Annotated in this window: 21 protein-coding genes; 4 read left to right on the top strand and 17 right to left on the bottom strand. The window is 44.4% G+C overall.

Annotated elements, in window-relative coordinates:
• Positions 1 to 42: 42 nt before the first annotated feature.
• Positions 43 to 552, bottom strand: a complete 510-nt coding sequence (locus IGJ26_RS00105) for a dUTP diphosphatase (RefSeq protein ID WP_430599766.1) — start codon at positions 550 to 552, stop codon at positions 43 to 45.
• Between the two features lie 188 nt (positions 553 to 740).
• Between IGJ26_RS00105 and proB the strand changes: the two genes are divergently transcribed.
• Together proB and IGJ26_RS00095 are read left to right on the top strand one after the other, a co-directional pair.
• The gene (proB, locus tag IGJ26_RS00100) at positions 741 to 1,556 is read left to right on the top strand and encodes a glutamate 5-kinase (protein ID WP_008376761.1); all 816 of its coding nucleotides are present in this window, start codon (positions 741 to 743) and stop codon (positions 1,554 to 1,556) included.
• Positions 1,553 to 2,797, top strand: a complete 1,245-nt coding sequence (locus tag IGJ26_RS00095; protein WP_430599765.1) for a glutamate-5-semialdehyde dehydrogenase — start codon at positions 1,553 to 1,555, stop codon at positions 2,795 to 2,797. Before proB ends, IGJ26_RS00095 begins: the two co-directional genes overlap by 4 nt.
• A gap of 103 nt (positions 2,798 to 2,900) precedes the next feature.
• Here the strand turns inward: IGJ26_RS00095 and IGJ26_RS00090 are convergent, their stop codons facing one another.
• On the bottom strand, positions 2,901 to 3,302 hold the full coding sequence (locus IGJ26_RS00090) for a DUF4809 family protein (RefSeq protein ID WP_016611671.1): 402 nt from the start codon (positions 3,300 to 3,302) through the stop codon (positions 2,901 to 2,903).
• 151 nt (positions 3,303 to 3,453) lie between these two features.
• Between IGJ26_RS00090 and IGJ26_RS00085 the strand changes: the two genes are divergently transcribed.
• A complete protein-coding gene (locus IGJ26_RS00085) occupies positions 3,454 to 3,657 on the top strand; it encodes a hypothetical protein (protein WP_008376766.1) in 204 nt (67 codons plus the stop codon).
• Between the two features lie 57 nt (positions 3,658 to 3,714).
• Here the strand turns inward: IGJ26_RS00085 and IGJ26_RS00080 are convergent, their stop codons facing one another.
• On the bottom strand, positions 3,715 to 4,533 hold the full coding sequence (locus IGJ26_RS00080) for a ZIP family metal transporter (protein WP_005232914.1): 819 nt from the start codon (positions 4,531 to 4,533) through the stop codon (positions 3,715 to 3,717).
• Between the two features lie 208 nt (positions 4,534 to 4,741).
• On the opposite strand from IGJ26_RS00080, the gene IGJ26_RS00075 reads away from it, so the two are divergent.
• Positions 4,742 to 6,364, top strand: coding sequence for an ABC-F family ATP-binding cassette domain-containing protein (locus IGJ26_RS00075; protein ID WP_005226380.1), 1,623 nt, complete (start codon positions 4,742 to 4,744; stop codon positions 6,362 to 6,364).
• Positions 6,365 to 6,463: 99 nt separating this feature from the next.
• Here IGJ26_RS00075 and IGJ26_RS00070 read toward each other — a convergent pair whose 3' ends face one another.
• From IGJ26_RS00070 to dnaA, 14 genes are all read right to left on the bottom strand, one after another.
• A complete protein-coding gene (locus tag IGJ26_RS00070) occupies positions 6,464 to 7,339 on the bottom strand; it encodes a DegV family protein (RefSeq protein ID WP_430599764.1) in 876 nt (291 codons plus the stop codon).
• A 140-nt stretch (positions 7,340 to 7,479) separates the two neighbouring features.
• On the bottom strand, positions 7,480 to 8,772 hold the full coding sequence (locus IGJ26_RS00065) for an adenylosuccinate synthase (protein ID WP_005232916.1): 1,293 nt from the start codon (positions 8,770 to 8,772) through the stop codon (positions 7,480 to 7,482).
• A gap of 247 nt (positions 8,773 to 9,019) precedes the next feature.
• The gene (gene dnaB, locus IGJ26_RS00060) at positions 9,020 to 10,390 is read right to left on the bottom strand and encodes a replicative DNA helicase (protein WP_005226374.1); all 1,371 of its coding nucleotides are present in this window, start codon (positions 10,388 to 10,390) and stop codon (positions 9,020 to 9,022) included.
• A 108-nt stretch (positions 10,391 to 10,498) separates the two neighbouring features.
• The gene (gene rplI, locus IGJ26_RS00055; protein WP_005226371.1) at positions 10,499 to 10,951 is read right to left on the bottom strand and encodes a 50S ribosomal protein L9; all 453 of its coding nucleotides are present in this window, start codon (positions 10,949 to 10,951) and stop codon (positions 10,499 to 10,501) included.
• Positions 10,952 to 10,966: 15 nt separating this feature from the next.
• Entirely contained in the window at positions 10,967 to 12,415 is a 1,449-nt protein-coding gene (locus IGJ26_RS00050) for a DHH family phosphoesterase (RefSeq protein ID WP_430599763.1), read from the bottom strand.
• Positions 12,416 to 12,654: 239 nt separating this feature from the next.
• A complete protein-coding gene (gene rpsR, locus IGJ26_RS00045) occupies positions 12,655 to 12,891 on the bottom strand; it encodes a 30S ribosomal protein S18 (RefSeq protein ID WP_005226367.1) in 237 nt (78 codons plus the stop codon).
• A gap of 23 nt (positions 12,892 to 12,914) precedes the next feature.
• Entirely contained in the window at positions 12,915 to 13,439 is a 525-nt protein-coding gene (gene ssb / locus IGJ26_RS00040; protein ID WP_430599762.1) for a single-stranded DNA-binding protein, read from the bottom strand.
• A 43-nt stretch (positions 13,440 to 13,482) separates the two neighbouring features.
• Complete coding sequence (gene rpsF / locus IGJ26_RS00035) at positions 13,483 to 13,782, bottom strand: 30S ribosomal protein S6 (RefSeq protein ID WP_005226363.1); 300 nt, start codon at positions 13,780 to 13,782, stop codon at positions 13,483 to 13,485.
• A 263-nt stretch (positions 13,783 to 14,045) separates the two neighbouring features.
• Complete coding sequence (gene gyrA, locus IGJ26_RS00030) at positions 14,046 to 16,571, bottom strand: DNA gyrase subunit A (RefSeq protein ID WP_008376777.1); 2,526 nt, start codon at positions 16,569 to 16,571, stop codon at positions 14,046 to 14,048.
• A gap of 23 nt (positions 16,572 to 16,594) precedes the next feature.
• Positions 16,595 to 18,544 (bottom strand): DNA topoisomerase (ATP-hydrolyzing) subunit B, encoded by a 1,950-nt coding sequence (gene gyrB, locus IGJ26_RS00025; RefSeq protein ID WP_005232922.1) that lies wholly within the window; start codon positions 18,542 to 18,544, stop codon positions 16,595 to 16,597.
• 5 nt (positions 18,545 to 18,549) lie between these two features.
• Positions 18,550 to 19,662, bottom strand: a complete 1,113-nt coding sequence (recF, locus tag IGJ26_RS00020; protein WP_005232923.1) for a DNA replication/repair protein RecF — start codon at positions 19,660 to 19,662, stop codon at positions 18,550 to 18,552.
• Positions 19,649 to 19,888, bottom strand: coding sequence for a S4 domain-containing protein YaaA (yaaA, locus tag IGJ26_RS00015; RefSeq protein WP_008376781.1), 240 nt, complete (start codon positions 19,886 to 19,888; stop codon positions 19,649 to 19,651). Before yaaA ends, recF begins: the two co-directional genes overlap by 14 nt.
• A 222-nt stretch (positions 19,889 to 20,110) precedes the next feature.
• The gene (dnaN, locus tag IGJ26_RS00010) at positions 20,111 to 21,241 is read right to left on the bottom strand and encodes a DNA polymerase III subunit beta (RefSeq protein ID WP_005226354.1); all 1,131 of its coding nucleotides are present in this window, start codon (positions 21,239 to 21,241) and stop codon (positions 20,111 to 20,113) included.
• Between the two features lie 159 nt (positions 21,242 to 21,400).
• Positions 21,401 to 22,738 (bottom strand): chromosomal replication initiator protein DnaA, encoded by a 1,338-nt coding sequence (gene dnaA / locus IGJ26_RS00005; RefSeq protein WP_005232925.1) that lies wholly within the window; start codon positions 22,736 to 22,738, stop codon positions 21,401 to 21,403.

Genomic DNA, 22,738 nt, shown 5'->3' with positions numbered 1-22,738 from the left:
ATCTCCTCCACTACTTCTATCAAACAGACCCCCAGGCAGGATTTACCGATTCGAGGAGCCAAAGCCGCCGGTTCGGCTGGCAGTGGTTGTATCTTGATCAGCTTTTAAGAACGGCAAGAAAATTCCTTGGCCGATCCGCTCGCCTTTTTTAATGACGACATCTGTGGGGCCGAAATTAGTAAACTGGAACATAATATGCCCTTCATTATCTGGATTGTCATAGTAATCGCTGTCGATGACGCCGACACCATTCGTCAAGACTAAGAAACGTTTCAAAGGATTGCTGGAACGATTTGTCAGCTGCAAATACTCGTCTTCCCCCATATAGGCTTTGATCCCAGTGGGAATCAAGGTTGGCTTCAACTGTTTTGCGGTCTCTTTCGCAAAAAGCGCTTTGACCCCATCGATCACGCCCGCTTTCCAAATGCTTGGCACCACGATTTCTTCCGCGGCTTCAAAGTCATAACCAGCCGCATGATGGGTGGCACGTTGAGGCAAGGTGATGCTTTTTTCTTTATATGATGTAATAATTTTAAATCCTCGTAATTTCATGGGTTCCTCCAATAATAAAACATATAGCTATTTTAGCATAGGAAGAACTATTTTCTTCATGGAAAACACAATTATCGAAAAGTCTTTACAATTTCTTCGTTTAAAATAGCTCAAAAAGAAAAAAGAGCATGACGAAACGCCCGTTTGCGAGTACAATAGAAAAAATATCAAAAAATAGGCGGTGGCATATGCGCGCAGATCTTTCAAACAAAAACCGAATCGTTGTAAAAATCGGCACCAGCTCGTTGATTTATCCCAATGGTGCCATCAATCTAGCTGGCATCGATGAATTAGCCTTTGTCTTAGCAGCTTTGCAAAACCAAGGCAAAGAAATCATCTTAGTTTCTTCTGGGGCGATCGGTGTTGGCATGAACAAGTTAAATTTGAAAGAACGACCCGTGGAGATCCCACAGCAGCAAGCCGTGGCAGCCGTTGGCCAATCGGAACTGATGACGATCTACAACCAGCGTTTTCAAAGCTATAGCCAGCAGACTGCACAAATCCTGCTGACCAGAGACATCATCGAATTTCCCCAAAGCCGTCAAAACGTTAGCAACACCTTAGAGCAACTACTTACGATGGGGATCATCCCGATCATTAATGAAAACGACACGGTGGCAGTAGATGAATTGGACCATCTCACCAAATTTGGCGACAATGACCAGTTGTCAGCGATCGTCGCTCAGTTGACGAAAGCCGAGCTTTTGATCATGCTTTCTGATATCGATGGCTTTTATTCCGCCAATCCGCTGAATGATCCTGATGCCGTTTTGTATTCCGAGATCAATGAAATCACCCCGGAACTTTTAGAACAAGCTACGGGAAAAGGCAGTCCTTATGGAACCGGCGGTATGACCAGTAAACTAAAAGCCGCCCAACGCATCTTAGACTTGAACAGTCACATGCTGCTCGCTAACGGCAAGCAGCCGAAAATTATTTTTGACTTGCTCGCAGGGGAACCTGTCGGCACCCACTTTTATCAACGAACGGAGGATGAGCAATGAGCAACTTGCAAACGATCGGTCAACAAGCTCAAGCAAGCGCCCAGACATTAAGCTTACTGAGTGCCAGTGAAAAAAATCACCTACTGGCAGCGATGGCCGATGCTTTAGAAAAAGCTACTGAGACGATTTTAGCTGCTAATCAACAAGACCTAGCTGCCGCAAAAGCCAAAGGAAACAGCCAAACGATGCTGGATCGACTGTTGCTGTCAGAACAACGGATCACAGAGATGGCTAACGGCATCCGAGAAGTCGCCCAATTGCCCGATCCAATCGGTGCCGTGGATAAAATGTGGCGCAATGCTGACGATCTTTTGATTGGTCAACAGCGGGTGCCCTTAGGGGTCATCGGCATCATCTACGAAGCTCGTCCTAATGTCACCACTGACGCCGCTAGTCTGTGTTTCAAATCAGGAAATGCCGTGATTTTGCGTGGTGGAAAAGAAGCCTTCCACTCCAATCAAGTCCTCGTGACTATTTTACAAGAAGCATTAACTGCCAATGGACACTCCCCCCATGCGATCCAGTTTATCGAAGACACGAGCCACGAAACAGCGGCTGAACTGATGCGTCTGACGGATTACTTGGATGTTTTGATCCCCCGTGGGGGCGCCGGCTTGATTCGTCGTGTCAAAGAGACCGCCACGGTGCCAGTGATCGAAACCGGCACCGGCAACAATCATATCTACATCGACCAAGCAGCCCAGCTGCCGATGGCACTGGCGATCGTCACGAATGCAAAGACTCAACGCCCTTCTGTCTGCAATGCCATCGAAACGATCCTCGTCCATGAAGCAGTGGCAGCGGAGTTTTTGCCTATGGTAGAAAAGCAGTTTGCCGATCAAGTCGAATTGCGAGGGGATCAAAAAGCATTGGCGTTTTTGAACAATGCACAGCTTGCCACTGAAGAGGACTGGGCAACCGAGTTTTTAGACTATATCTTAGCGATCAAAGTGGTGGCTTCGCTAGAAGAAGCCATTGCTCACATCAATCGCTACAATACGAAGCACTCCGAAGCGATCATCACCGATGATTATTTCGCTTCCCAACGCTTCTTGAAAGAAGTTGATGCGGCGGCGGTTTACGTCAATGCCTCGACCCGTTTCACCGATGGCTTTATGTTTGGCTTTGGTGCCGAGATCGGCATCTCGACGCAAAAACTCCATGCCCGTGGGCCAATGGGGTTAGAAGCACTGACTTCTACCAAATACATTATTTATGGCGAAGGCCAGATCCGTAAGTAACGATATGAAAAAACAGCCACTTGCTGTCATGACTTCCAATAGTTAGACTAAAAAGCTAACTTTAAAAGGTCGGTACATGCGCAAGCGGCTTTTTTTCGTCCTCTTATGCTTGTGCAGCCCGCAGAACGAAGGAAAGCGGGTCGATGCCAAACAATTCTGTCAGCACCCGATTGGTTGTGGCAAAAACGTCTGCTTCACAACTCTTTTTCGGACAAGCAATCGTCTGTCCTTTGCTGGAAAACGTATCCTGGCGGCTGCCTTCTACGAAAATCACTTCTTGTGTTCCCTTGCGATAGATCAGCCCTTCGTCTTCTTCCAATAATAAGCGAGTTTGCCACTGATTGATTTGGGCGATGGGCATCACCAAGGAAGCAACATCCAAGTTTTCTAACGAAAAACAACGACCATCTGGCAGCTGCAGCATGAAGGTATTGAGTTCATAAGGCAAACAGGCATTGCACCCTCCTTCTGTGATGACTTGGCTCGTGAGGATTTCTACGTTCATTCGTTTCGTCTCCTTTCATGAATGCTTCATGTTTAGTTTATCACAAAACCTATGGCCCACGGCGGAGCAATTATTCCGCCTTAAGTTGGATGTGTTTCTTCTTCCTTCTTGCTATGCTAAGGATAAGAAAAAAAGTCTAGGAGGAGTCGCTATGAATACAGAAAGTTTATTAGGAAGAATCGTTACTGTCGTGGCAGTTTTAATCGCAGCATCTCTTGTTTTATCTGTCGTATTAGGCATTGTTGGTGGGTTGATCGGATTGATCTTCCGTTTCGGGATTCCTTTACTGCTGGCCGTTTTGATCGTTCGCTGGTTAACCTCGATTCGCCAAAAACCAAGAAAATATTATCGTTAATTGCAGGAAAACCAAAACCACCTGACTTTCCAACAGTCAGGTGGTTTTTTCTATCCATCAGCCTAATGCGACATCTAAAACCATCATTAAGATAAAGCCTAACATGACGCCAAAAACCGCAAAATGGCGGCGACTCGTCAAGGTTTGCTGCGCTTCTGGAATCAATTCTTCCACCACCACATAAATCATAGCACCCGCTGCAAAAGCCAACGCATACGGCAAGACAGCGGACATACTCGTTACCAACAAAGCCCCGATCACACCCGCGATCGGTTCAACGATCCCAGATGCTTGCCCATACATAAAGGCTTTGGTTCGGCTTAACCCTTCTTGGCGCAAGGGGATCGAAACGGCTGCGCCTTCTGGAAAATTCTGGATCCCGATCCCGATCGCTACCGAAAGCGCCGCTAAGATCGCTGCTCGCGGATCATCGGCACTAGCCGCCGCCCCAAACGCTACCCCTACCGCCAAGCCTTCTGGGATATTATGTAGTGTGATGGAAAAAACCAGCAAGATCGTTCGCTTCAAATGACTAGGCAATCCTTCTGTTTCATGATTCGGACCAAAATGCATATGTGGGAGTGTCTTATCTGCTGCATAAAGAAACAAACCGCCCAAACCAAACCCGATACTGACCACCAGCCACGGAATGTCGCCATTTTCTTCGGCTCGTGCGATCGCAGGATCTAATAACGACCAGAAACTAGCGGCGATCATCACGCCAGAGGCAAACCCCAGCATTGTATTCAGGACATTTTTATTGATTTCTTTGAAGAAAAAGACTAGCGCTGCCCCAAGCGCCGTCATACCATACGTAAAGATCGTCCCCGCCAGCGCTTGCTGCCATGGCGACAATCCAACCAACCAATCCACCATTCGTCTGCTCCTTTGTCTGACTATTCTACCAATACTCTAGCATAGGAAGCCGTCAGGTTCTACTAGGAAGGCAGCAGCAGCCAAAATTTTTCTTTCACCAGCCCTAAGCCTTTCCCGATGAAATCCTCGGCTTTACTTGAAAGTTTCAACATTCATCGCTATAATGCTAGGAGACTCCATGTCAATTTATATAAAGTGAGGAAAAGAATTGATTACAGTAAGTGATGTAAGTTTGCATTTTTCAGACCGCAAACTGTTTGATGATGTTAATATTAAGTTTACGCCTGGTAATTGTTATGGTTTGATTGGTGCAAATGGTGCTGGTAAATCAACTTTTTTAAAAATTTTATCTGGTGAGATCCAACCTTCGACCGGGAACGTTTCTTTAGGTCCTGATGAACGGATGGCTGTCTTGAAACAGAACCACTATGATTACGAAGAGTTTCCAGTGATCGAAACGGTCATCATGGGCCATAAACGTCTCTACGAAGTGATGAAAGAAAAAGACGCGATCTACATGAAGGAAGACTTTTCTGATGAAGATGGGATTCGTGCCGCCGAACTAGAAGGCGAATTTGCGGAACTTGATGGTTGGGAAGCAGAGCCAGAAGCAGCCGTTCTTTTGCAAGGCCTGAACATTCCCGATGAATTGCATCATGTCTTGATGAAAGATCTAACTGCTGGTCAACGGGTAAAAGTCTTACTCGCACAAGCCCTTTTCGGTAAGCCAGACGTCTTGCTCCTAGATGAGCCTACCAACGGATTGGATATCCAATCTATCAACTGGTTAGAAGAATTTCTAATCAACTTTGACAACACTGTCATCGTTGTTTCCCATGACCGCCACTTCTTAAATAAAGTTTGTACCCATATGGCCGATCTAGACTTCGGCAAAATCAAATTGTTTGTCGGCAACTATGATTTCTGGTTGGAATCAAGCCAATTAGCGGCGAAATTACAATCACAATCAAATGCCAAAAAAGAAGAGCAGATCAAAGAACTGCAAGACTTTATCGCACGCTTTAGTGCCAATGCATCAAAATCCAAACAAGCAACGTCTCGGAAAAAAATGTTGGATAAAATCACCCTTGATGATATTCAACCTTCGTCCCGCCGTTATCCGTTTGTTGGTTTTAAACCAGAACGTGAAATCGGGAATGACTTGCTGCAAGTCGACAATGTCAGTGTGACGATCGACGGCAAAAAGATTTTAGACAATATCTCTTTCACCTTGAATAAAGACGACAAAGTCGCTTTTGTTGCCAATAGCGATATCACCACCACGACGCTATTCAAAGTCATCATGGGGGAAATCACTCCTGATACAGGTAGTGTTCGTTGGGGCGTCACCACGCAGCATGCCTACTTGCCAAAAGATACGACCAGCGAATTCGATACGGATACCCCGATCGTTGATTGGCTGCGTCAATACGCAAGCAAAGAAGAAGACGACAATACCTTCTTGCGCAGCTTCCTAGGTCGCATGTTATTCTCTGGTGATGAAGTATTAAAACCCGTCAACGTTCTTTCCGGGGGCGAAAAAGTTCGCTGTATGTTGTCGAAAATGATGCTTTCAAAAGCCAACGTATTGGTGTTGGATGATCCAACCAATCACTTGGACTTAGAATCGATCACCGCATTAAACGATGGTTTGATGGCCTTCACCGGCTCATTGTTGTTTGCTTCTCATGACCACCAATTTATTCAAACCCTTGCGAACCGTATCATTGCGGTCTCTAGCAAAGGCGTGGTGGATCGTGCCGAAACGACCTACGATGAATTCTTAGAAAACAAAGATGTCCAAAAACGCGTAGCAGAAATGAATCAATAAGCTGCTTCTACAAAAAAGAACGCTCCAGTTGCCTGCCACCAAGGCTGCAACTGGAGCGTTCTTTTTATTTTGTCTAATACTTCGGGCATGTTGGGCAGGTTACGCTTGTTCTAAACGGGCTTTGCCGAATGAAAACAGCGCCAAGCAGCCGTAGCCGGTATGACTGGAGATCGTTGGACCTAATGGATAATGATGAATAATAATGTCAGGAACTTTTTCGGTCAAACGCTTGATGACTTTCTCCGCTGCTTCGGCATCGCCAGCATTGGCAAAATAAACCGTATTGGTTTTTGATTCGTGAAGATTGGCGATGGTTTGATCCACGATTTTTTTGATCGCTTTGTTGCGTCCCCGCACTCGATCAACACTGCGTAATTTTCCCGCGGTATCTACGGTAATGATTGGTTTCACATTCAACAATCCACCGATCGCTGCGGCTGTTTTAGAGATTCTGCCGCCGCGTTCCAATTGTTTTAAATCATCGACGGTGACCCATGAATCTAAACGCAGTTTATTTTCTTCTACCCATTGGCTGACTTCCAGCAACGAACGCCCTTGGGCTTTTTGTTGAGCTGCTTCAGCCACTAAGAAGCCTTCGCCTAAACTAGCAGAGCGCGTATCGATCAAGGTGATCGCGACTTCTTTGTATTCTTCTTTTAGTAAGGCTACGGCTTGGACGGCACTTTGGAATGAGCCGCTCATTCCTGAAGAAAAACCTAAATAAAGGACCGGTATGCCCGCTTCGACATATGGCCGAAAATATTCCATATAACGTCCGACATTGATTTGAGAAGTCGTCGGTTGCGCATGCTCTTTTAGTTTTCCTAAAAACCATTCCGTATCAAATTCTTTGCCCATATCATCGATATATTCTTTGCCATCTAATTCAATCAGCATTGGAATATAGGCGACATCTAGCTCCGCTAATCTTGCTGCTGGTAAATCACAGCAGGAATCTGTCATGATTTGAAACATGGTTTCACCCCTCTCGTTACCCCCTATTATAGCAAAAAAAGAACAAGACAGAAGAAATTCTCATCAAAAGCAGCCAAACTTGTCGTTGACCGCTTCTGACACAGAAGTTCTTTGTCTTGTTCTGATGCTTTCGCGTCAGGTTAAATTTGCGCCCAAACACTTTCTAAGATGTTGGTTTGGCTGCGGTCTGGCCCTACCGAGAAGGTCGAAATGCGGACACCGACCAATTCAGAGATGCGATGCACGTAATTGCGTGCATTTTCTGGCAGATCCGCCAATGTTTTGCAGCCAGTAATGTCTTCAGACCAGCCAGGAAGTTCTTCGTAGACTGGTTTGCAGCGGTTCAACTCTTTCAAGCTTGCTGGATAATGATAGATCAATTCGCCGTCTAGTTCATAAGCGGTACAGATTTTCACGGTTTCTAAACCGCTCAAGACATCGATCGAGTTAAGGGATAGGTTCGTGATCCCTGAGACCCGTTTTGAATGGCGCATCACGACGGTATCAAACCAGCCCACACGACGAGGTCGTCCTGTCGTTGTCCCGTATTCACGACCGATCTTACGAATTTGTTCACCTGTTTCATCAAACAGTTCCGTTGGGAATGGACCATCTCCTACCCGAGAGGTGTAGGCTTTGCAGACACCAACGACTTTGTTGATTTTTGAAGGGCCCACACCACTACCGATGGTGACACCTCCAGCAACGGGGTTGGATGACGTTACGAAAGGATAGGTTCCTTGGTCGATATCCAGCATCACGCCTTGTGCCCCTTCAAATAAAACTCGTTTGCCTTCATCTAAGGCATCGTTAAGGATCACCGAAGTATCCGTCACATATTTTTTGATTTGTTGGCCATATTCGTAATACTCTTCAAAAATATCTTCAAAGGCGATTGGCTCTGCATCAAACATTTTCACGAATTGACGATTTTTTTCTTCTAAGTTGATACGCAGACGTTCTTCAAAAATTTCTTTGTCTAAAAGATCAGCGATCCGAATGCCGACTCTGGCCGCTTTATCCATATAGGCTGGTCCGATCCCTTTGATTGTCGTACCGATCTTGTTGTCACCTTTGGCATCTTCTTGCAGCTGATCCAAATGGATATGGTAAGGTAAAATAACATGTGCACGATCAGAGATCTTCAAGTTTTCTGTTATTATATTGTTTTCTTTCAAGTATGCTAATTCTTTAACTAATGATTTCGGGTTCACAACGACCCCGTTTCCAATGACACTGATTTTATCTGCATAAAAGATCCCTGAAGGAATCAAATGCAGTTTATAGGTCACACCGTCAAATTTAATCGTATGGCCGGCATTGTCTCCACCTTGATAACGTGCAATGACTTCCGCGTTTTCACTCAAAAAGTCCGTAATCTTTCCTTTACCTTCATCGCCCCATTGTGTACCTACTACTACTACAGATGACATATAATGACCTCTTTCTTTAATTAGTGCATTCCTTAAGTATTGTAACAAGATTCGCAAGCTCTTTCAATCTAAAATCGAATAATCGTTTTAAATTCTCATTTTTCAGGGGTAAAAAACGAACTATTTTCTTTGGAATAATTATTTATACACGTAAAAACGAATAAAGTCGGCACATAAAGAAAACCCTACTACCATCAGCGCGATGCAGACGGCAGCAGGAGCCATTGTTTTTCAAATAATTGGTGTCTTACCCGAACTCTTCTCGTGGCGAGACCGAGGAGAATTTATTGTATTCTTTGATGAATAGAAGTTCGACCGTCCCCCGGGCACCACTCCGGTTTTTTTCAATAATGACTTCGATCACATTGTTGTTTTGTTGTTCTTCTGGTTCATCGTCATCGTCGCCTTCACTGCGGTAGTAGTCATCCCGATACAAGAAAGCAACGATATCGGCATCCTGCTCGATCGACCCTGATTCCCGAATATCACTTAAAACAGGACGCTTGTCTTGTCGCTGTTCCACACCCCGAGAAAGCTGAGACAGTGCAATCACCGGCACTTTCAATTCCTTCGCCAGTTTCTTTAATTGGCGAGAGATCTCAGAGACTTCTTGTTGGCGGTTTTCGCGACCCGTTCCTTCAATCAGCTGCAAATAGTCGATCAAAATCAAGCCGAGATTGCCTTTTTCTTGCGCCAGTTTCCGACAACGCGCCCGGATCTCAGAGATCTTGATCCCGGGGGTATCATCGATATAGATATTGGCGTTAGAAAGACTGCCCATGGCAACGATCAAATTCCGCCATTCTTCTTCTGAGAGCTGCCCCGTCCGCAAGTGACTAGCCTCAATCGAGCCTTCCGCACAAAGCATCCGGTTGACCAATGATTCAGCCCCCATTTCCAGACTAAAGATCGCTACGGAACGATCGGTTTTCGTTCCGACATTTTGCGCGATATTCAAGGCAAACGCGGTTTTCCCTACCGCGGGGCGGGCAGCGAGAATAATCAGCTCTTCTTTTTGCAGCCCCGCCGTCATTTTGTCTAAAGCCGCATAACCCGTAGGTAATCCGGTGATTTCTTCATTGTTTTGCGCCAATTGATCGATCGTTTCGATCGTCCGATTCAAGACTTCCGCTATCGATTGGAAGCCATTACTGTTGCGCTTTTCGGATACTTCTAAAATACTTTTTTCTGCTTGATCAATGATCGACTGCACATCTTCATCTTGTTCAAAGCCTTTGGTTACGATACGGCTCGCTGTTTGGATTAGATTGCGCAGCGTGGCTTTGTCGTCAACGATCTTCGCATAATAAGCAATACTTGCTGCTGATGGTGAAGCTTGACTCAATTCAGTCAGATACGTCAGACCGCCAACATCTTCAAGACTGTTGCTTTTTTCAATTTCTGCTTTCAACGTAATCAAGTCGATCGATTCACTACGGTCGTTCAACTGGATCATTGCTTGAAAAATTATTTGATGGCTGCGGCGATAAAAATCTTCTGGGGCGATTACTTCCATTGCATCGATGATCGCATCGGCATCTAAAAAGACTGCCCCTAGGACCGCTTGTTCCGCTTCAATATCTTGTGGGGGAACTTGATTTTGCCAAACTTCATTCATGCCATTCGCTCCTTCGTCCATTCATTCTACAAGATTCCCATCCAAAGTACAAGATTGCTTGGACGTTTGCCGAAAAAAACCCCAACATGTGACTGTTGGGAGTAATGCTTATTCTTGAATGGTATGAACATTGATCGTTGCTGTTACTTGTGGGTGCAATTTTACAGGTACTTGCGTAAACCCTAATGCACGAATCGGCTGATCCAATTCGATTTTGCGTTTGTCGATCTTAATTTTGTATTGCTTGTTCAAGGCATCGGCAATTTGTTTTGATGGGATCGAACCGAACAAGCGGCCATCTTCCCCTGCTTTGGCATTGATCTTCACGACGGTTTCTTCTTTTTCAAGAAGTGCTTTTAGCTCTTTCGCTTCTGCTAAGACTTCCGCATCTTGTTTTTCTTTGGCTTTTTGTTTGCCTTTTAATTCTGCCATGCTTTCATTGTTGGCAGGTTTGGCTAAGTTGTTTTTGATCAGGAAGTTTTGTGCGTAGCCATTAGGGACTTCCTTGATATCGCCTTTTTTGCCTTTGCCTTTGACATCTTGTAAGAAAATAACTTTCATCTTGGTCACTCCTTGTTATTGTTCATTTTTCGTTAATTCCGCTCGCAACTGGTTTTCTACATCGCCAATGCTGCTGTTTTTTATTTGCGTGGCTGCGTTGGTAAAATGTCCGCCGCCGCCTAATGCCTCCATCAAGGTTTGTACATTGACTTTTCCGGTACTTCTAGCACTAATACCGATCAAATCTCCTGGCTGTTTCGTAATGACAAACGCGGCATGGATCCCATTGATCGATAGCAGAGTATCGGCCGCTTTTGCAACGGTGACACTATCGTACACCCGATCTTCATCCGCTGTAGCAATCACGATATCTTCTCGGAAATGCTGGCTGCGAGAAACCAGTTCACTGATCATCAAATAGGAATCTAAATCCGTACTCAACATGTATTGAACCAATGACGTATCTGCGCCTTGATTTTTCAAATAGCCAGCAATATCAAAGGTCCGACCAGTGGTTCGCACCGTGAAGTTCTTCGTATCCACGTAGATTCCCGCTAATAAAGAAGTCGTAATAAATTTAGGGACTTGCGATCTGCGAGAAGCGCGATACTGGATCAATTCTGCTACCAGTTCCGATGCTGAAGACGCGGAAGATTCAATATACGTCAATAATGGCTTATCGGGAAACTCATCCCCGCGACGATGGTGATCGATCACTGCGATTTTGTCAAATTCATCATAGACCGCTTGCGAGATCGACATCGACGGCTTATGGTAATCTACCATCACTAAGACACTTTCTTCATTTGATAAATTGACTGCTTCTTCCCCAGTGATCACAAATCGTTCCAGCTCGGGGTATTTTTTCAATTCTTCCAATGCCCGCTGAATGTCGGCGGTGATCTCTTTCGGATTTAAAATGATGTAGCATTCTTTGTCGCTCATCATCGCCATGTAAGCCACCCCAAAAGCCGAACCTAAAGCATCCATGTCCGGGTAACGATGACCCATGATAAAGATCCGCTGGTTTTCAGCAAAAATCTTTCTCAACGCCGTACTCATGGCACGAGAACGAACACGCGTTCTCTTCGGCGTACCATCCGTATTACCGCCAAAGAATTGCGGTTTTGCTTCTTCTTTGGCTTCTTTTAAAACGACTTGATCGCCGCCACGAACTAACGCAATGTCGAGATTGTTTTGTGCCACTTCACCAATCTCTTCAAAAGACTCTTCCCCATAGGAGATTCCCATACTGATCGTTAATGCCAGATCATTTTTTTCCGCAACTTGCCGTACTCTAGTCAAAAATTGGAATTTTTCTTCCTTCATCCGCTCAATATCTGAATACTTCGCGACGAAAAGAAACCGCTCGGAATTGATTCGTTTGTAAAAAACATGATTCTCACTTGCCCAATCAGAAATCAGTGTCGTGATCAGCGAGTTCAAATAAGAAACTTGTTTGTCGTCTTTTTTCTCAATCAAATCATCGTAATTATCAATTGAAATCAACCCAATTGCTGCCATCTTTTTTACCCCTCAATGTATCATCCCATTTTTTTGAAGCTTTGTTCCTTATTTTACCACAAAACAATCAAATAGGCGATTGATGCAAAAAGTTCCACGTGAAACTTTTTTGGTGAGATAATCATGGGAAAATTTCTGTCACTCGTTATTTTATCTGTATATAAAATAACAAGTATTTCTTCAGTAGATAAAAAAATTGACAAGCTTCAAAAGAAACTTGTCAATGAAAATCATTTGATTTATTCTTCGCCTACGAATGGAAGTAATCCCATAATACGCGCACGTTTGATTGCAATGGTAAGTTTGCGTTGGTTTTTCGCACCAGTACCAGTTACACGACGTGGTAAAATTTTACCGCGTTCTGAAATGAAACGTTTTAGTAATTCAATATCTTTATAATCGATATGTTCAATATGGTTTGCAGCAATGTAGTCTACTTTACGACGTTTGCGTCCGCCTCTTCTTTGTTGTGCCATCCTATTTCCCTCCTATCAATTTCTTAGAATGGTAAATCATCGTCTGAAATGTCGATTGATGAGTTTCCGAATGGATCGGAGTTTTCTCGATCAAAATTAGGCATTCCTGATGGTTGAGAGGATTGAGTTTGATTTGAGTTATTGTTACCAAATCCAGAAGAACTATTTGAGTTATACGTATTGCTGCTGCCAGATCCGCTATCAGTTGTGCGTCTTTGCTCGGAAGCATTTCGCGATTCTAATAATTGGAAGTTGTCAGCAACGACTTCTGTTACATAAACACGTTGGCCTTGTTGGTTGTCGTATGAACGGGTTTGAATACGTCCAGTAACCCCTAATAAAGTTCCTTTGCGTGCATAGTTTGCTAATGTTTCCGCTGGTTTTCTCCAAATAACACAGTTGATGAAATCAGCTTCGCGCTCTCCACTTTGGTTGGTAAAATTGCGATTTACCGCCAAGGTAAAGGTTGCGACACCAGTGCCATTAGAAGTGTAACGTAAATCAGGATCTTTGGTTAGTCTTCCTACTAGTACAACATTATTAATCAAAGTTCATCATCTCCTCATCGCTTTTGTTTCATGTGAAACAATATTATGCTTCTTCTTTGACAATCATGTGACGGATAATGTCATCATTGATTTTCGCAAGACGGTCAAACTCGTTGATTGCACTTGCAGTTGTTGAAGAAGAAACTTTAACGATGTGATAGATACCCTCACGGAATCCATCCATTTCATACGCTAGACGGCGTTTTTGCCAATCTTTTGATTCGATAACTTCAGCGCCGTTATCAGTTAAGATTGAGTCAAAACGAGCGATCAATGCGGCTTTTGCTTCTTCATCAATGTTTGGACGAATGATATATAAGATCTCATATTTCGTGTTTTCCATTGATTTTTCACCTCCCTGTGGACTTTGGCCCCTAGTTTTCTAGGAGCAGAGAGAGTGGTCTAATTAGACTACTCACAAATAATTATTATACACTTTTTTCGTCCCTACTGCAAGCTATTTTTTTGCGTCCCTGCATCTACCCATCACTGCAAACAATCGCTTACACTGATAAATACGTCAGCTGCTGCCGATTTTTTGAAAAAGAGTAAAAAGACAGCAAGCTGCAGGTTCGCAGGTTGCTGTCTTCCTAGAAAATGTATTGCCTATTCTTGTGTATCCGTGGTGTCTTCCGTTGTTTCTTCCACAACTGGCACGTCTTGTCCCGCTGTTTCTTCGGCAGTCGTTAGTTCTTCTTCGACTTCCGGTTCAACCGTTGCCATCGTCACTACTTTGGCATTGTTTTCCATCTTCATCAAACGAACCCCTAAGGTTGCCCGACCAGTTTGGGAAACAGTCGCTACATTGAAACGAATCAAGACGCCTTTATTGGTGATCACCATGATGTCTTCCTCACCGCTGACCGTCGTCAAGCCGGCTAATGGACCGTTTTTCGCCGTAATGTTGGCTGTTTTGATCCCTTTTCCGCCACGACCTTTGATTGGGTATTCAGAGCCTTTGGTGCGTTTGCCATAGCCGTTCTCAGTGATGACCAAGACTTCACTGTCTTCTGTGATCACAGCGGCACCTACGACGTAGTCTCCATCTCTTAGACGAATGCCTCGCACACCAGCAGCTGTTCGGCCCATATCCCGAACAAGGGCTTCTTTGAAAGTCACAGAGTAGCCATCGTGGGTGCCGATGATCACGACATCTTCGCCATGGGTTTCGATCACGTTAACCAACTCATCATTTTCCCGAAGACCGATCGCAATCAGACCATTGGCACGGATATTTGAAAAGGCGGTCACTGAGGTCCGTTTGACCACACCTAGACGCGTCGTGAAGAACAAGTAGCGTCCTTCTTGAGGCCCACCAGAAGCCGAAATGATCGCTTCGATCCGTTCGCTAGAATCGATCCCTAGCAGATTGATCACAGGGATACCTTTGGCTGCCCGACCATACTCAGGAATTTCATAGCCTTTGGCTTTGTAAACTTTCCCTTTATTGGTGAAGAACAGTAATGTGTCGTGAGTCGAACAAGAAATCAACGTCTTCACGAAGTCTTCATCGTGGATCCCCATTCCTTGAACACCACGTCCGCCGCGACGTTGTGCACGGAATTCAGACTTAGCTACTCGTTTGATGTATCCATTGTTCGTCAAAGTAATGACGATTTCTTCTTCTTCGATCAAGTCTTCATCTTCAAGACTTAAGACTTCCCCAACCAATAATTCAGTCCGGCGATCATCGCCAAAGCGTTGGCCTAATTCTTGCAACTCCGTTTGGATGATCTCTAGGACTCGTTGTGGATTTGCTAAAATGTCTGTCAAATCAGCGATAAATTCTAACAAACCTTGGTACTCGTTTTCGATCTTGTCGCGTTCCAAACCGGTCAAGCGACGCAAACGCATATCTAAAATTGCTTGCGCTTGGCGATCGGACAATTTGAAGCGCTCCATCATGCTATTTTTTGCTTCATCATCAGAATTTGATGCCCGGATCAAAGCAATGATCTCATCGATATGATCCAATGCGATCCGTAACCCTTCTAAGATGTGGGCACGGGCTTCTGCTTTGTTTTTATCAAACTGTGTCCGACGAGTTACCACTTCTTGTTGATGCTCGATGTAATTTTCTAAAATTCGTTTCAAACTCAAAATCTTCGGCACGCCTTTTTCAATGGCTAACATATTAAAGCCAAAAGAAGATTGCAGTGCAGTCATTTTGTAGAGATTGTTTAAGATCACCGACGCACTGACGTCGCGACGAACGTCGATAACGATCCGCATGCCTTCACGAGACGATTCATCCCGCAGATCGGTGATTCCTTCGATCCGTTTGTCACGGTGCAGCTCAGAGATCCGCTCGATCAACTTCGCTTTATTGACCATATACGGCAATTCAGTCACTAAGATCCGTTCTTTACCGTTGGGCATTTCAGTCACTTCGACTTTTCCGCGAACAGTGATCGAACCTTTCCCTGTTTCATAGGCACGGCGAATACCGGATTTTCCCATGACGATCCCGCCGGTTGGGAAATCTGGTCCCGGCAGGACTTCCATCAATTCACTTGTCGTGACTTCTGGATTTTCCATCAATAGATCGATGGCTGCAATAACTTCATTCAAGTTATGAGGCGGGATATTGGTCGCCATCCCAACAGCGATCCCCGTCGTCCCGTTGACCAAAAGGTTCGGGAAGCGTGCTGGTAATACCGCTGGTTCTCGTTCTGTATCATCATAATTGCTTTGGAAATCAACAGTATCTTTGTTGATGTCCCGCAGCATCTCCATCGCCAGTTTGCTCATGCGGGCTTCGGTATACCGCATCGCAGCGGCACCGTCACCATCGACTGAGCCAAAGTTTCCGTGGCCATCGACTAACATGTAGCGATAGCTGAAGGGCTGTGCCATCCGCACCATTGATTCATAGATCGCACTGTCACCATGGGGATGGTATTTCCCCATGACATCGCCGACGATCCGGGCTGATTTTTTATGGGGCTTGTCTGGTGTGACCCCTAATTCATTCATTCCATATAAAATTCGGCGGTGAACCGGCTTTAAGCCATCCCGCACATCTGGTAAAGCCCTAGCAACAATTACACTCATTGCATAATCGATAAAGGACTCGCGCATTTCACTGGTCAGATTGACGTCATGAATATTTTGTTTTGCTTCTTCACTCAAGCTGTTTCCTCCTCTACGATTGGCTAGATGTCAAGATTTTTCACGTAGTGCGCGTTTTCTTCGATAAAGGCCCGTCTTGGTTCGACGCGATCCCCCATCAGCATTTCAAAAATTTGATCGGCTTCAATGGCATCATCTACGCTGACCCGCAGCATCATCCGATTGTCAGGATCCATCGTGGTTTCCCATAACTGGTGGTCATCCATTTCCCCTAGACCTTTGTATCGTTGAACTGTTGGTTTTGGTGTCGCAGGTAGTGATTCAATCGTATTTTTCAAATCTTGTTCGGCATTCTTGCCGGGTTGGATATAATGGATATTTTTCCCTTGTTTGACACCGTACAATGGCGGTTGTGCGATATAGACATAACCGGCTTCAACGATGGGACGCATATAACGATAGAACAGCGTCAAGAGTAGGGTCCGGATATGGGCACCATCGACATCGGCATCGGTCATGATGACTAGCTTGTGGTAACGGGCTTTTGCTACATCAAAATCAGCACCAAACCCGGTACCCATTGCCGTAAACAATGAACGGATCTCTTCGTTTGCTAAGATTTTGTCCATGCTGGCTTTTTCGACATTTAAAATCTTCCCACGGATCGGTAAGATCGCTTGGAATTCCCGACTGCGGCCTTGTTTTGCTGAACCGCCGGCAGAATCTCCTTCGACGATAAACAATTCGCATTTTTCTGGATCATTACTGGAACAGTCGGCTAATTTCCCAGGTAAGTTACTGATTTCTAACGCACCTTTTCGGCGAGTCATTTCCCGGGCACGTTTGGCTGCTTGACGGGCTTTTGATGCCAAAAGTCCTTTTTCCACGACTTGACGACCCACATTCGGGTTTTCCATCAAGAATTTCGTGAAATGTTCGGAAAAGAGACGATCGGTGACTGTCCGCACTTCGGAATTTCCTAATTTGGTTTTCGTTTGTCCCTCAAACTGAGGATCTGGATGCTTGATGGAGATAACCGCCGTCAAGCCTTCCCGAACATCTTCTCCGGTCAGGTTTTCGTCGTTTTCTTTCATCAATTTTGACTTGCGGGCGTAATCATTGATCACCCGGGTCAAGGCAGTCTTAAACCCGAATTCATGGGTTCCGCCTTCATAGGTATGGATGTTGTTGGCAAAACTTAGCAGGTTGCTATGGTAGCTATCGGTATATTGCATGGAGACTTCAACCGTGATTCCTTGTTGTTCTCCTTCTAAATAGATCGGATCTGGGAAAATCACTGTTTTACTCGCATTCAAATGCTCCACATAGCTCTTGATCCCGCCGTCGTAATGATATTCTTTCAAAACGGGTTTTTCTTCCCGTTTGTCTTCAATCGAGATTTTTAAACCACGGTTCAAGAAGGCTAATTCCCGAACCCGCGTCGCTAATTTATCAAAATTGAATTCCGTTGTTTCCGTAAAGATCTCTGGATCTGGAACAAAGTGGACGGTCGTTCCGTGGCGGTCGGTTTCATCGATCACTTTTAAGTCATCAACGACTGCTCCACGATGGTATTCTTGATAATACACTTTGCCTTCTTTATAGACTTTTACGTCTAAAGTCGTGGACAACGCATTAACGACGGAGGAACCTACCCCGTGTAGTCCACCAGATACTTTGTAGCCGCCGCCGCCAAATTTCCCGCCGGCATGCAGGATCGTAAAGACGGTTTCTACCGCTGGACGGCCTGTCTTGGCTTGGATATCAACGGGGATCCCCCGACCGTCATCGACGACCGTTATACTATTATCTGGTTCAATGATCACTTGAATACTTGAGGCAAAGCCTGCTAGTGCTTCGTCGATCGAGTTATCGACGATTTCCCATACTAAGTGGTGCAAACCTTCTGAACTGGTAGAACCAATGTACATCCCAGGTCGTTTGCGGACGGCTTCTAGTCCTTCCAACACTTGGATCTGACTGGCATCATAGGCTTTCGCACGTTCAACTAAGCTTTTTTCTTCTTCTGTCATTCAGTCTATTCTCCTTTAATATGTCCTTGCTCTACATAAAAAATCTCTGCTTCCACAGACATTTTGTCTTTTACATGTTCTAATGTCGTTGTTGTCAGAAAGGTCTGAACTTTTCCTTCAATGGTTTCCAATAAATGCAGTTGTCGGGAATCATCCAGCTCACTCATGACATCATCTAATAAAAGGACGGGATATTCCCCTGTTTCTTCTTTCATCAAATCGATTTCTGCCAATTTGACACTTAGGGCCGTTGTTCGCTGCTGTCCTTGCGAACCAAAGGTCTGAACATTTTTCTCATTGATCAAAAAATCCAGATCGTCTCGATGGGGGCCTGCCAACGTGACTTGCCGAAATCGTTCACGGTCTTTGACTTGTGCCAAGGCTTTGACAAATTGCTGTTGGATCTCCTCCAGCGAGGTCGCCTCACCGGGCACATTTGATAAATAGTCGATCTGCAAGGTTTCTTTTCCTTGGCTGATCTTTTGGTGCAGCTGATTTGCCCAATACGCCAAGCGCTGAACAAACCGTTGTCTGGCTAAAATGATTTTACTGCCGAAAGCCACCAGCTGTTCCGTCAAAACATCTAAATAGATCTCATCGGTCTGTTTTTTTTCATTCAGCTGTTTTAAGTATTGATTGCGCTGTTTCAAAACGGATTGGTATTGAACGAGATCATAGAGATAAATTGGATCGATCTGCCCAATTTCCATATCGAGAAATTTGCGGCGGACTTGGGGACTTCCTTTTACAAGGGAGAGGTCTTCTGGAGCAAATAAAATGACATTCAGCTGCCCTATGTAACTACTGAGCTTTTTTTGCTCAATGTGGTTTACTTTCGTTTTTCGTCCTTTTTTTGACAAAAACAGTTCTAACGGGATCGTTGAGCGTCCCCGACTGACACTGCCAGAGATCCGCGCACCTTCCGTGTCCCAACGGATAAGTTCTTGCTCGCTGGAGGTGCGGTGGCTTTTGGTCATCGCCAATACATAGATACTTTCTAAAATATTGGTTTTTCCTTGCGCATTTTCGCCTAAAAAAATGACCAGACCTTTCTCAAAAGTCAGTGTCAGCGAATCATAGTTCCGATAATTGCTTAAATGCAACTCATTCAGCCGCATCTGCGTCTTCCTTCTTCACCATAAAAAAAGTACCTTCATCAGGTAGCTCAACACGCATTCCCGCATACAATTTGCGCCCTCGTCGATTTTCCGGCTCGCCGTCGACAAAAACGGTGTGCTCTGCAAGGTACCATTTCGCTTGGCCGCCGCTGCTGATCACACTGACTTCTTTGAGCATTTGTCCAAGTGTCATATATTCCGTTTCTAACGGTATTTGCATTTTCATAATTCCCCTCAATTCTATCAAAGAGCGTTTAGCTATATTATACTCTTTTTTTGCCAAGAAAACAAATTCATCGGCATATTTTTCATTCTCAGAAGACTTACTGCTTTTAGACAAAAAAGAAGCCAAAATAGAAAAAAGGGCTTAAAAACGATTTTAAGCCCTTTTAACTCATTTATTCATTTTCAGATGATTGTTTCAACTTTTTTCAAAAGACATGAAAAACTAGTTGGTGCGCACCGGTGTAATCAGCTGGATAAAGCTGCCTTTGCTCTCTGTTGGCTCCAACGTAAAGGGACGGATCGCTGAGATAAAGCGGATCACGATGCTGGTGTCACCAAATGCTCGTAGTGCAGCTTTCATATAATCAGGATTGAAAGAGATCTCTAATGGGTCGCCGGTCACTTTTTCAAAAGAAAGGTCTTCTTCCACTTTCCCGATTTCTGGTGAGTTTCCATATAAGACAACAGCTTCCTCGGAGATCGCCAAACGAACGATGTTGTTTCGGCCTTCATGGGAAAGCAATGACGCCCGTTCGATAGCCTGTAACAATTCTGGCACAGAAAATTCAATTTCAGTATTGAAGCTTGAAGGGATCAGACGGTTGGTATCTGGGTAAGTTCCTTCCAATAAACGAGAATAGAATTTCATAGTTTTCGTTTGGAACAACACTTGGTTATCCATAATGCTGATTTGGATCGCTTCTTCTTCATCCGTTAAGGAACGAGAAAGTTCCGTTAGGCTTTTGCCGGGAATCACGATATTGAAGGCTGTTTCCCCGCTTTCCAAGGGAATCACCCGTTGACTCAAACGGTGTGAGTCCGTCGCAACAGCTAATAATTTTTGATTTTCTAAGACAAAGTGGACCCCAGTTAAGATTGGACGGCTTTCGTGTTGCGAAACCGCAAAGACCGTTTCACTAACGACCTTATTTAATACATGCGCTGGAATCTCGATCGAATCTTGACTTTCGACAACTGGTAAATGTGGATAACTATCGGCATCCAAGCCGTTGACGGTAAAGTTAGCTTTTCCAGAAGTGATCGCTACTTGATTATTGTCTAAAACTTCTAACGTTAAGGTACTTTCAGGCAAACGACGAACGATTTCGCTGAAGAAACGTGCTTGTAAAACGATTGCTCCTGTTTTTTCGATTTGCATTTGCGCTTTTTCGTTTTCCACACTTAAAAAAGTTTCAATGGAAATATCGGCGTTGCTCCCAGTCATGGTTAATCCTTTTTCTGAAAGGGACAATTTTACTCCGGTTAAGATCGGGATGGTGGTTTTGGTTGAAATCGCCCGTTGGACAGTTTGTAATTCTTGCATGAACTCTGTTCGGTTTAAAGTTAGCTTCATAGCGATACTCCTTTAATTTATAGTTATTAAATAAAAGTAATAGTAGTAATAGGCTTGTTAGTAATGTGGATAACTCGAGAAAAGAGTGATTAGACTAACGAAAATGCCTGTGAATAACTTGTGGACAACTTTTTTGGTTCTTCTTTTCTTATCCACAGATCAGCTGAAGAGAATTTGTTTGATTTCAGCGATCTCATTTTTGATCGTGGGATCTGTTTCGACTAAATGCTGAATTTTTTCATGGGCATGAATGACCGTGGTATGGTCTTTGCCACCAAATTCGCCACCGATTTTTGGTAAAGAACTATCGGTCAATTCTCGAGAGAGATACATCGCGATCTGCCGTGGGACAACGATGCCTTTGACCCGTTTTTTCCCTTTTAGATCATTGACATGAATGTGATAGTATTTTGCGACTTCTTCTTGGATCTGCAAAATCGAAACTTGGGTCGAGCCATGGCTTGATTTCAAGGCTTTGATGGCTTCAGCTGCCAAGCTCGTTGTAATGTCTGAGTTTTGCATCGTAGCAAAAGCTTGCACCCGCACGAGTGCTCCTTCAAGTTCCCGGATATTTGAATCGATCTGTCCAGCGATATAACTTAGCGTATCGTCGGGGATCTCCAAGCGTTCGGCTTCGGCTTTTTTCCGCAAAATCGCAGTCCGCGTCTCTAGATCCGGCGGGGTGATATCAACGGACAAGCCCCAAGCAAAACGGGAAACCAAACGTTCTGGTAAAGTCGGGATCTCATTTGGCAAACGATCACTTGTGAGGACGATCTGTTTATTATTGCGATACAGTTCTTCGAAGGTATTAAAGAATTCTTCTTGGGTTCCTTCTTTATTGACTAAGAATTGAATATCATCCACTAGCAAAAGATCAACATTGCGGTATTCGTTTCGAAAATCTTCCATTTTGTTCTTTTGAATAGAAGTAATGAAATCATTGGTGAAATTTTCACTACTAACATACTTGATTTTGGCATTGGGACGTTTCAGCAACATTTGATGACCGATCGCATGCATCAAGTGGGTTTTCCCTAAACCAACGCCACCATAGAAGAACAGCGGATTATAAATAGACCCAGGATCTTCTGCAACAACTAAAGCAGCAGCGTGGGCCATCTGATTGCCTTTCCCGATGACAAAGGTATCAAATGTGTATTTTTCATTTAAGATCGATTTCGGCGGCCGCTCGTTTTCTTTTGCAGCTGTTTGAATAGTAGAAGGGGCTGTTTTTAAAGCTTCTGCTTCTTCGACAGTCACAAAACTAGGAATCAATTCTTCACCAGTTTTCATAAATCCCATTTCAACAATTTTGGCAGCTAGATTTTTTTCCCAATAAGATTTATGAAGATCGCTGGGTACTTCGATCAGCAGCTGATTTTTTTCAAACGACAAGACATTGGCAGTCTCGATCCAAGCACTATAACTGGCCGGATTCAGCTCTTCTTTAAAGGAACGTTGAAGATCTTGCCAAATAGAATCAGCAGATGGCAT

Origin of the sequence: Enterococcus sp. AZ095a (genome assembly GCF_050546735.1) — a bacterium.
Lineage (GTDB): Bacteria > Bacillota > Bacilli > Lactobacillales > Enterococcaceae > Enterococcus_D > Enterococcus_D entomosocium.
Note: the sequence above shows the minus strand (reverse complement) of the source record. Positions and strands in the feature narration are given on the sequence as shown.

Bases quoted from the DNA above. Each gene is read 5' to 3' on its own strand.
- IGJ26_RS00105 (WP_430599766.1), bottom strand. From the start codon at position 552: ATGAAATTACGAGGATTTAAAATTATTACATCATATAAAGAAAAAAGC.
- proB (WP_008376761.1), top strand. From the start codon at position 741: ATGCGCGCAGATCTTTCAAACAAAAACCGAATCGTTGTAAAAATCGGC.
- IGJ26_RS00095 (WP_430599765.1), top strand. From the start codon at position 1,553: ATGAGCAACTTGCAAACGATCGGTCAACAAGCTCAAGCAAGCGCCCAG.
- IGJ26_RS00090 (WP_016611671.1), bottom strand. From the start codon at position 3,302: ATGAACGTAGAAATCCTCACGAGCCAAGTCATCACAGAAGGAGGGTGC.
- IGJ26_RS00085 (WP_008376766.1), top strand. From the start codon at position 3,454: ATGAATACAGAAAGTTTATTAGGAAGAATCGTTACTGTCGTGGCAGTT.
- IGJ26_RS00080 (WP_005232914.1), bottom strand. From the start codon at position 4,533: ATGGTGGATTGGTTGGTTGGATTGTCGCCATGGCAGCAAGCGCTGGCG.
- IGJ26_RS00070 (WP_430599764.1), bottom strand. From the start codon at position 7,339: ATGTTTCAAATCATGACAGATTCCTGCTGTGATTTACCAGCAGCAAGA.
- IGJ26_RS00065 (WP_005232916.1), bottom strand. From the start codon at position 8,772: ATGTCATCTGTAGTAGTAGTAGGTACACAATGGGGCGATGAAGGTAAA.
- dnaB (WP_005226374.1), bottom strand. From the start codon at position 10,390: ATGAATGAAGTTTGGCAAAATCAAGTTCCCCCACAAGATATTGAAGCG.
- rplI (WP_005226371.1), bottom strand. From the start codon at position 10,951: ATGAAAGTTATTTTCTTACAAGATGTCAAAGGCAAAGGCAAAAAAGGC.
- IGJ26_RS00050 (WP_430599763.1), bottom strand. From the start codon at position 12,415: ATGGCAGCAATTGGGTTGATTTCAATTGATAATTACGATGATTTGATT.
- rpsR (WP_005226367.1), bottom strand. From the start codon at position 12,891: ATGGCACAACAAAGAAGAGGCGGACGCAAACGTCGTAAAGTAGACTAC.
- rpsF (WP_005226363.1), bottom strand. From the start codon at position 13,782: ATGGAAAACACGAAATATGAGATCTTATATATCATTCGTCCAAACATT.
- gyrB (WP_005232922.1), bottom strand. From the start codon at position 18,544: ATGACAGAAGAAGAAAAAAGCTTAGTTGAACGTGCGAAAGCCTATGAT.
- recF (WP_005232923.1), bottom strand. From the start codon at position 19,662: ATGCGGCTGAATGAGTTGCATTTAAGCAATTATCGGAACTATGATTCG.
- yaaA (WP_008376781.1), bottom strand. From the start codon at position 19,888: ATGAAAATGCAAATACCGTTAGAAACGGAATATATGACACTTGGACAA.
- dnaN (WP_005226354.1), bottom strand. From the start codon at position 21,241: ATGAAGCTAACTTTAAACCGAACAGAGTTCATGCAAGAATTACAAACT.
- dnaA (WP_005232925.1), bottom strand. From the start codon at position 22,738: ATGCCATCTGCTGATTCTATTTGGCAAGATCTTCAACGTTCCTTTAAA.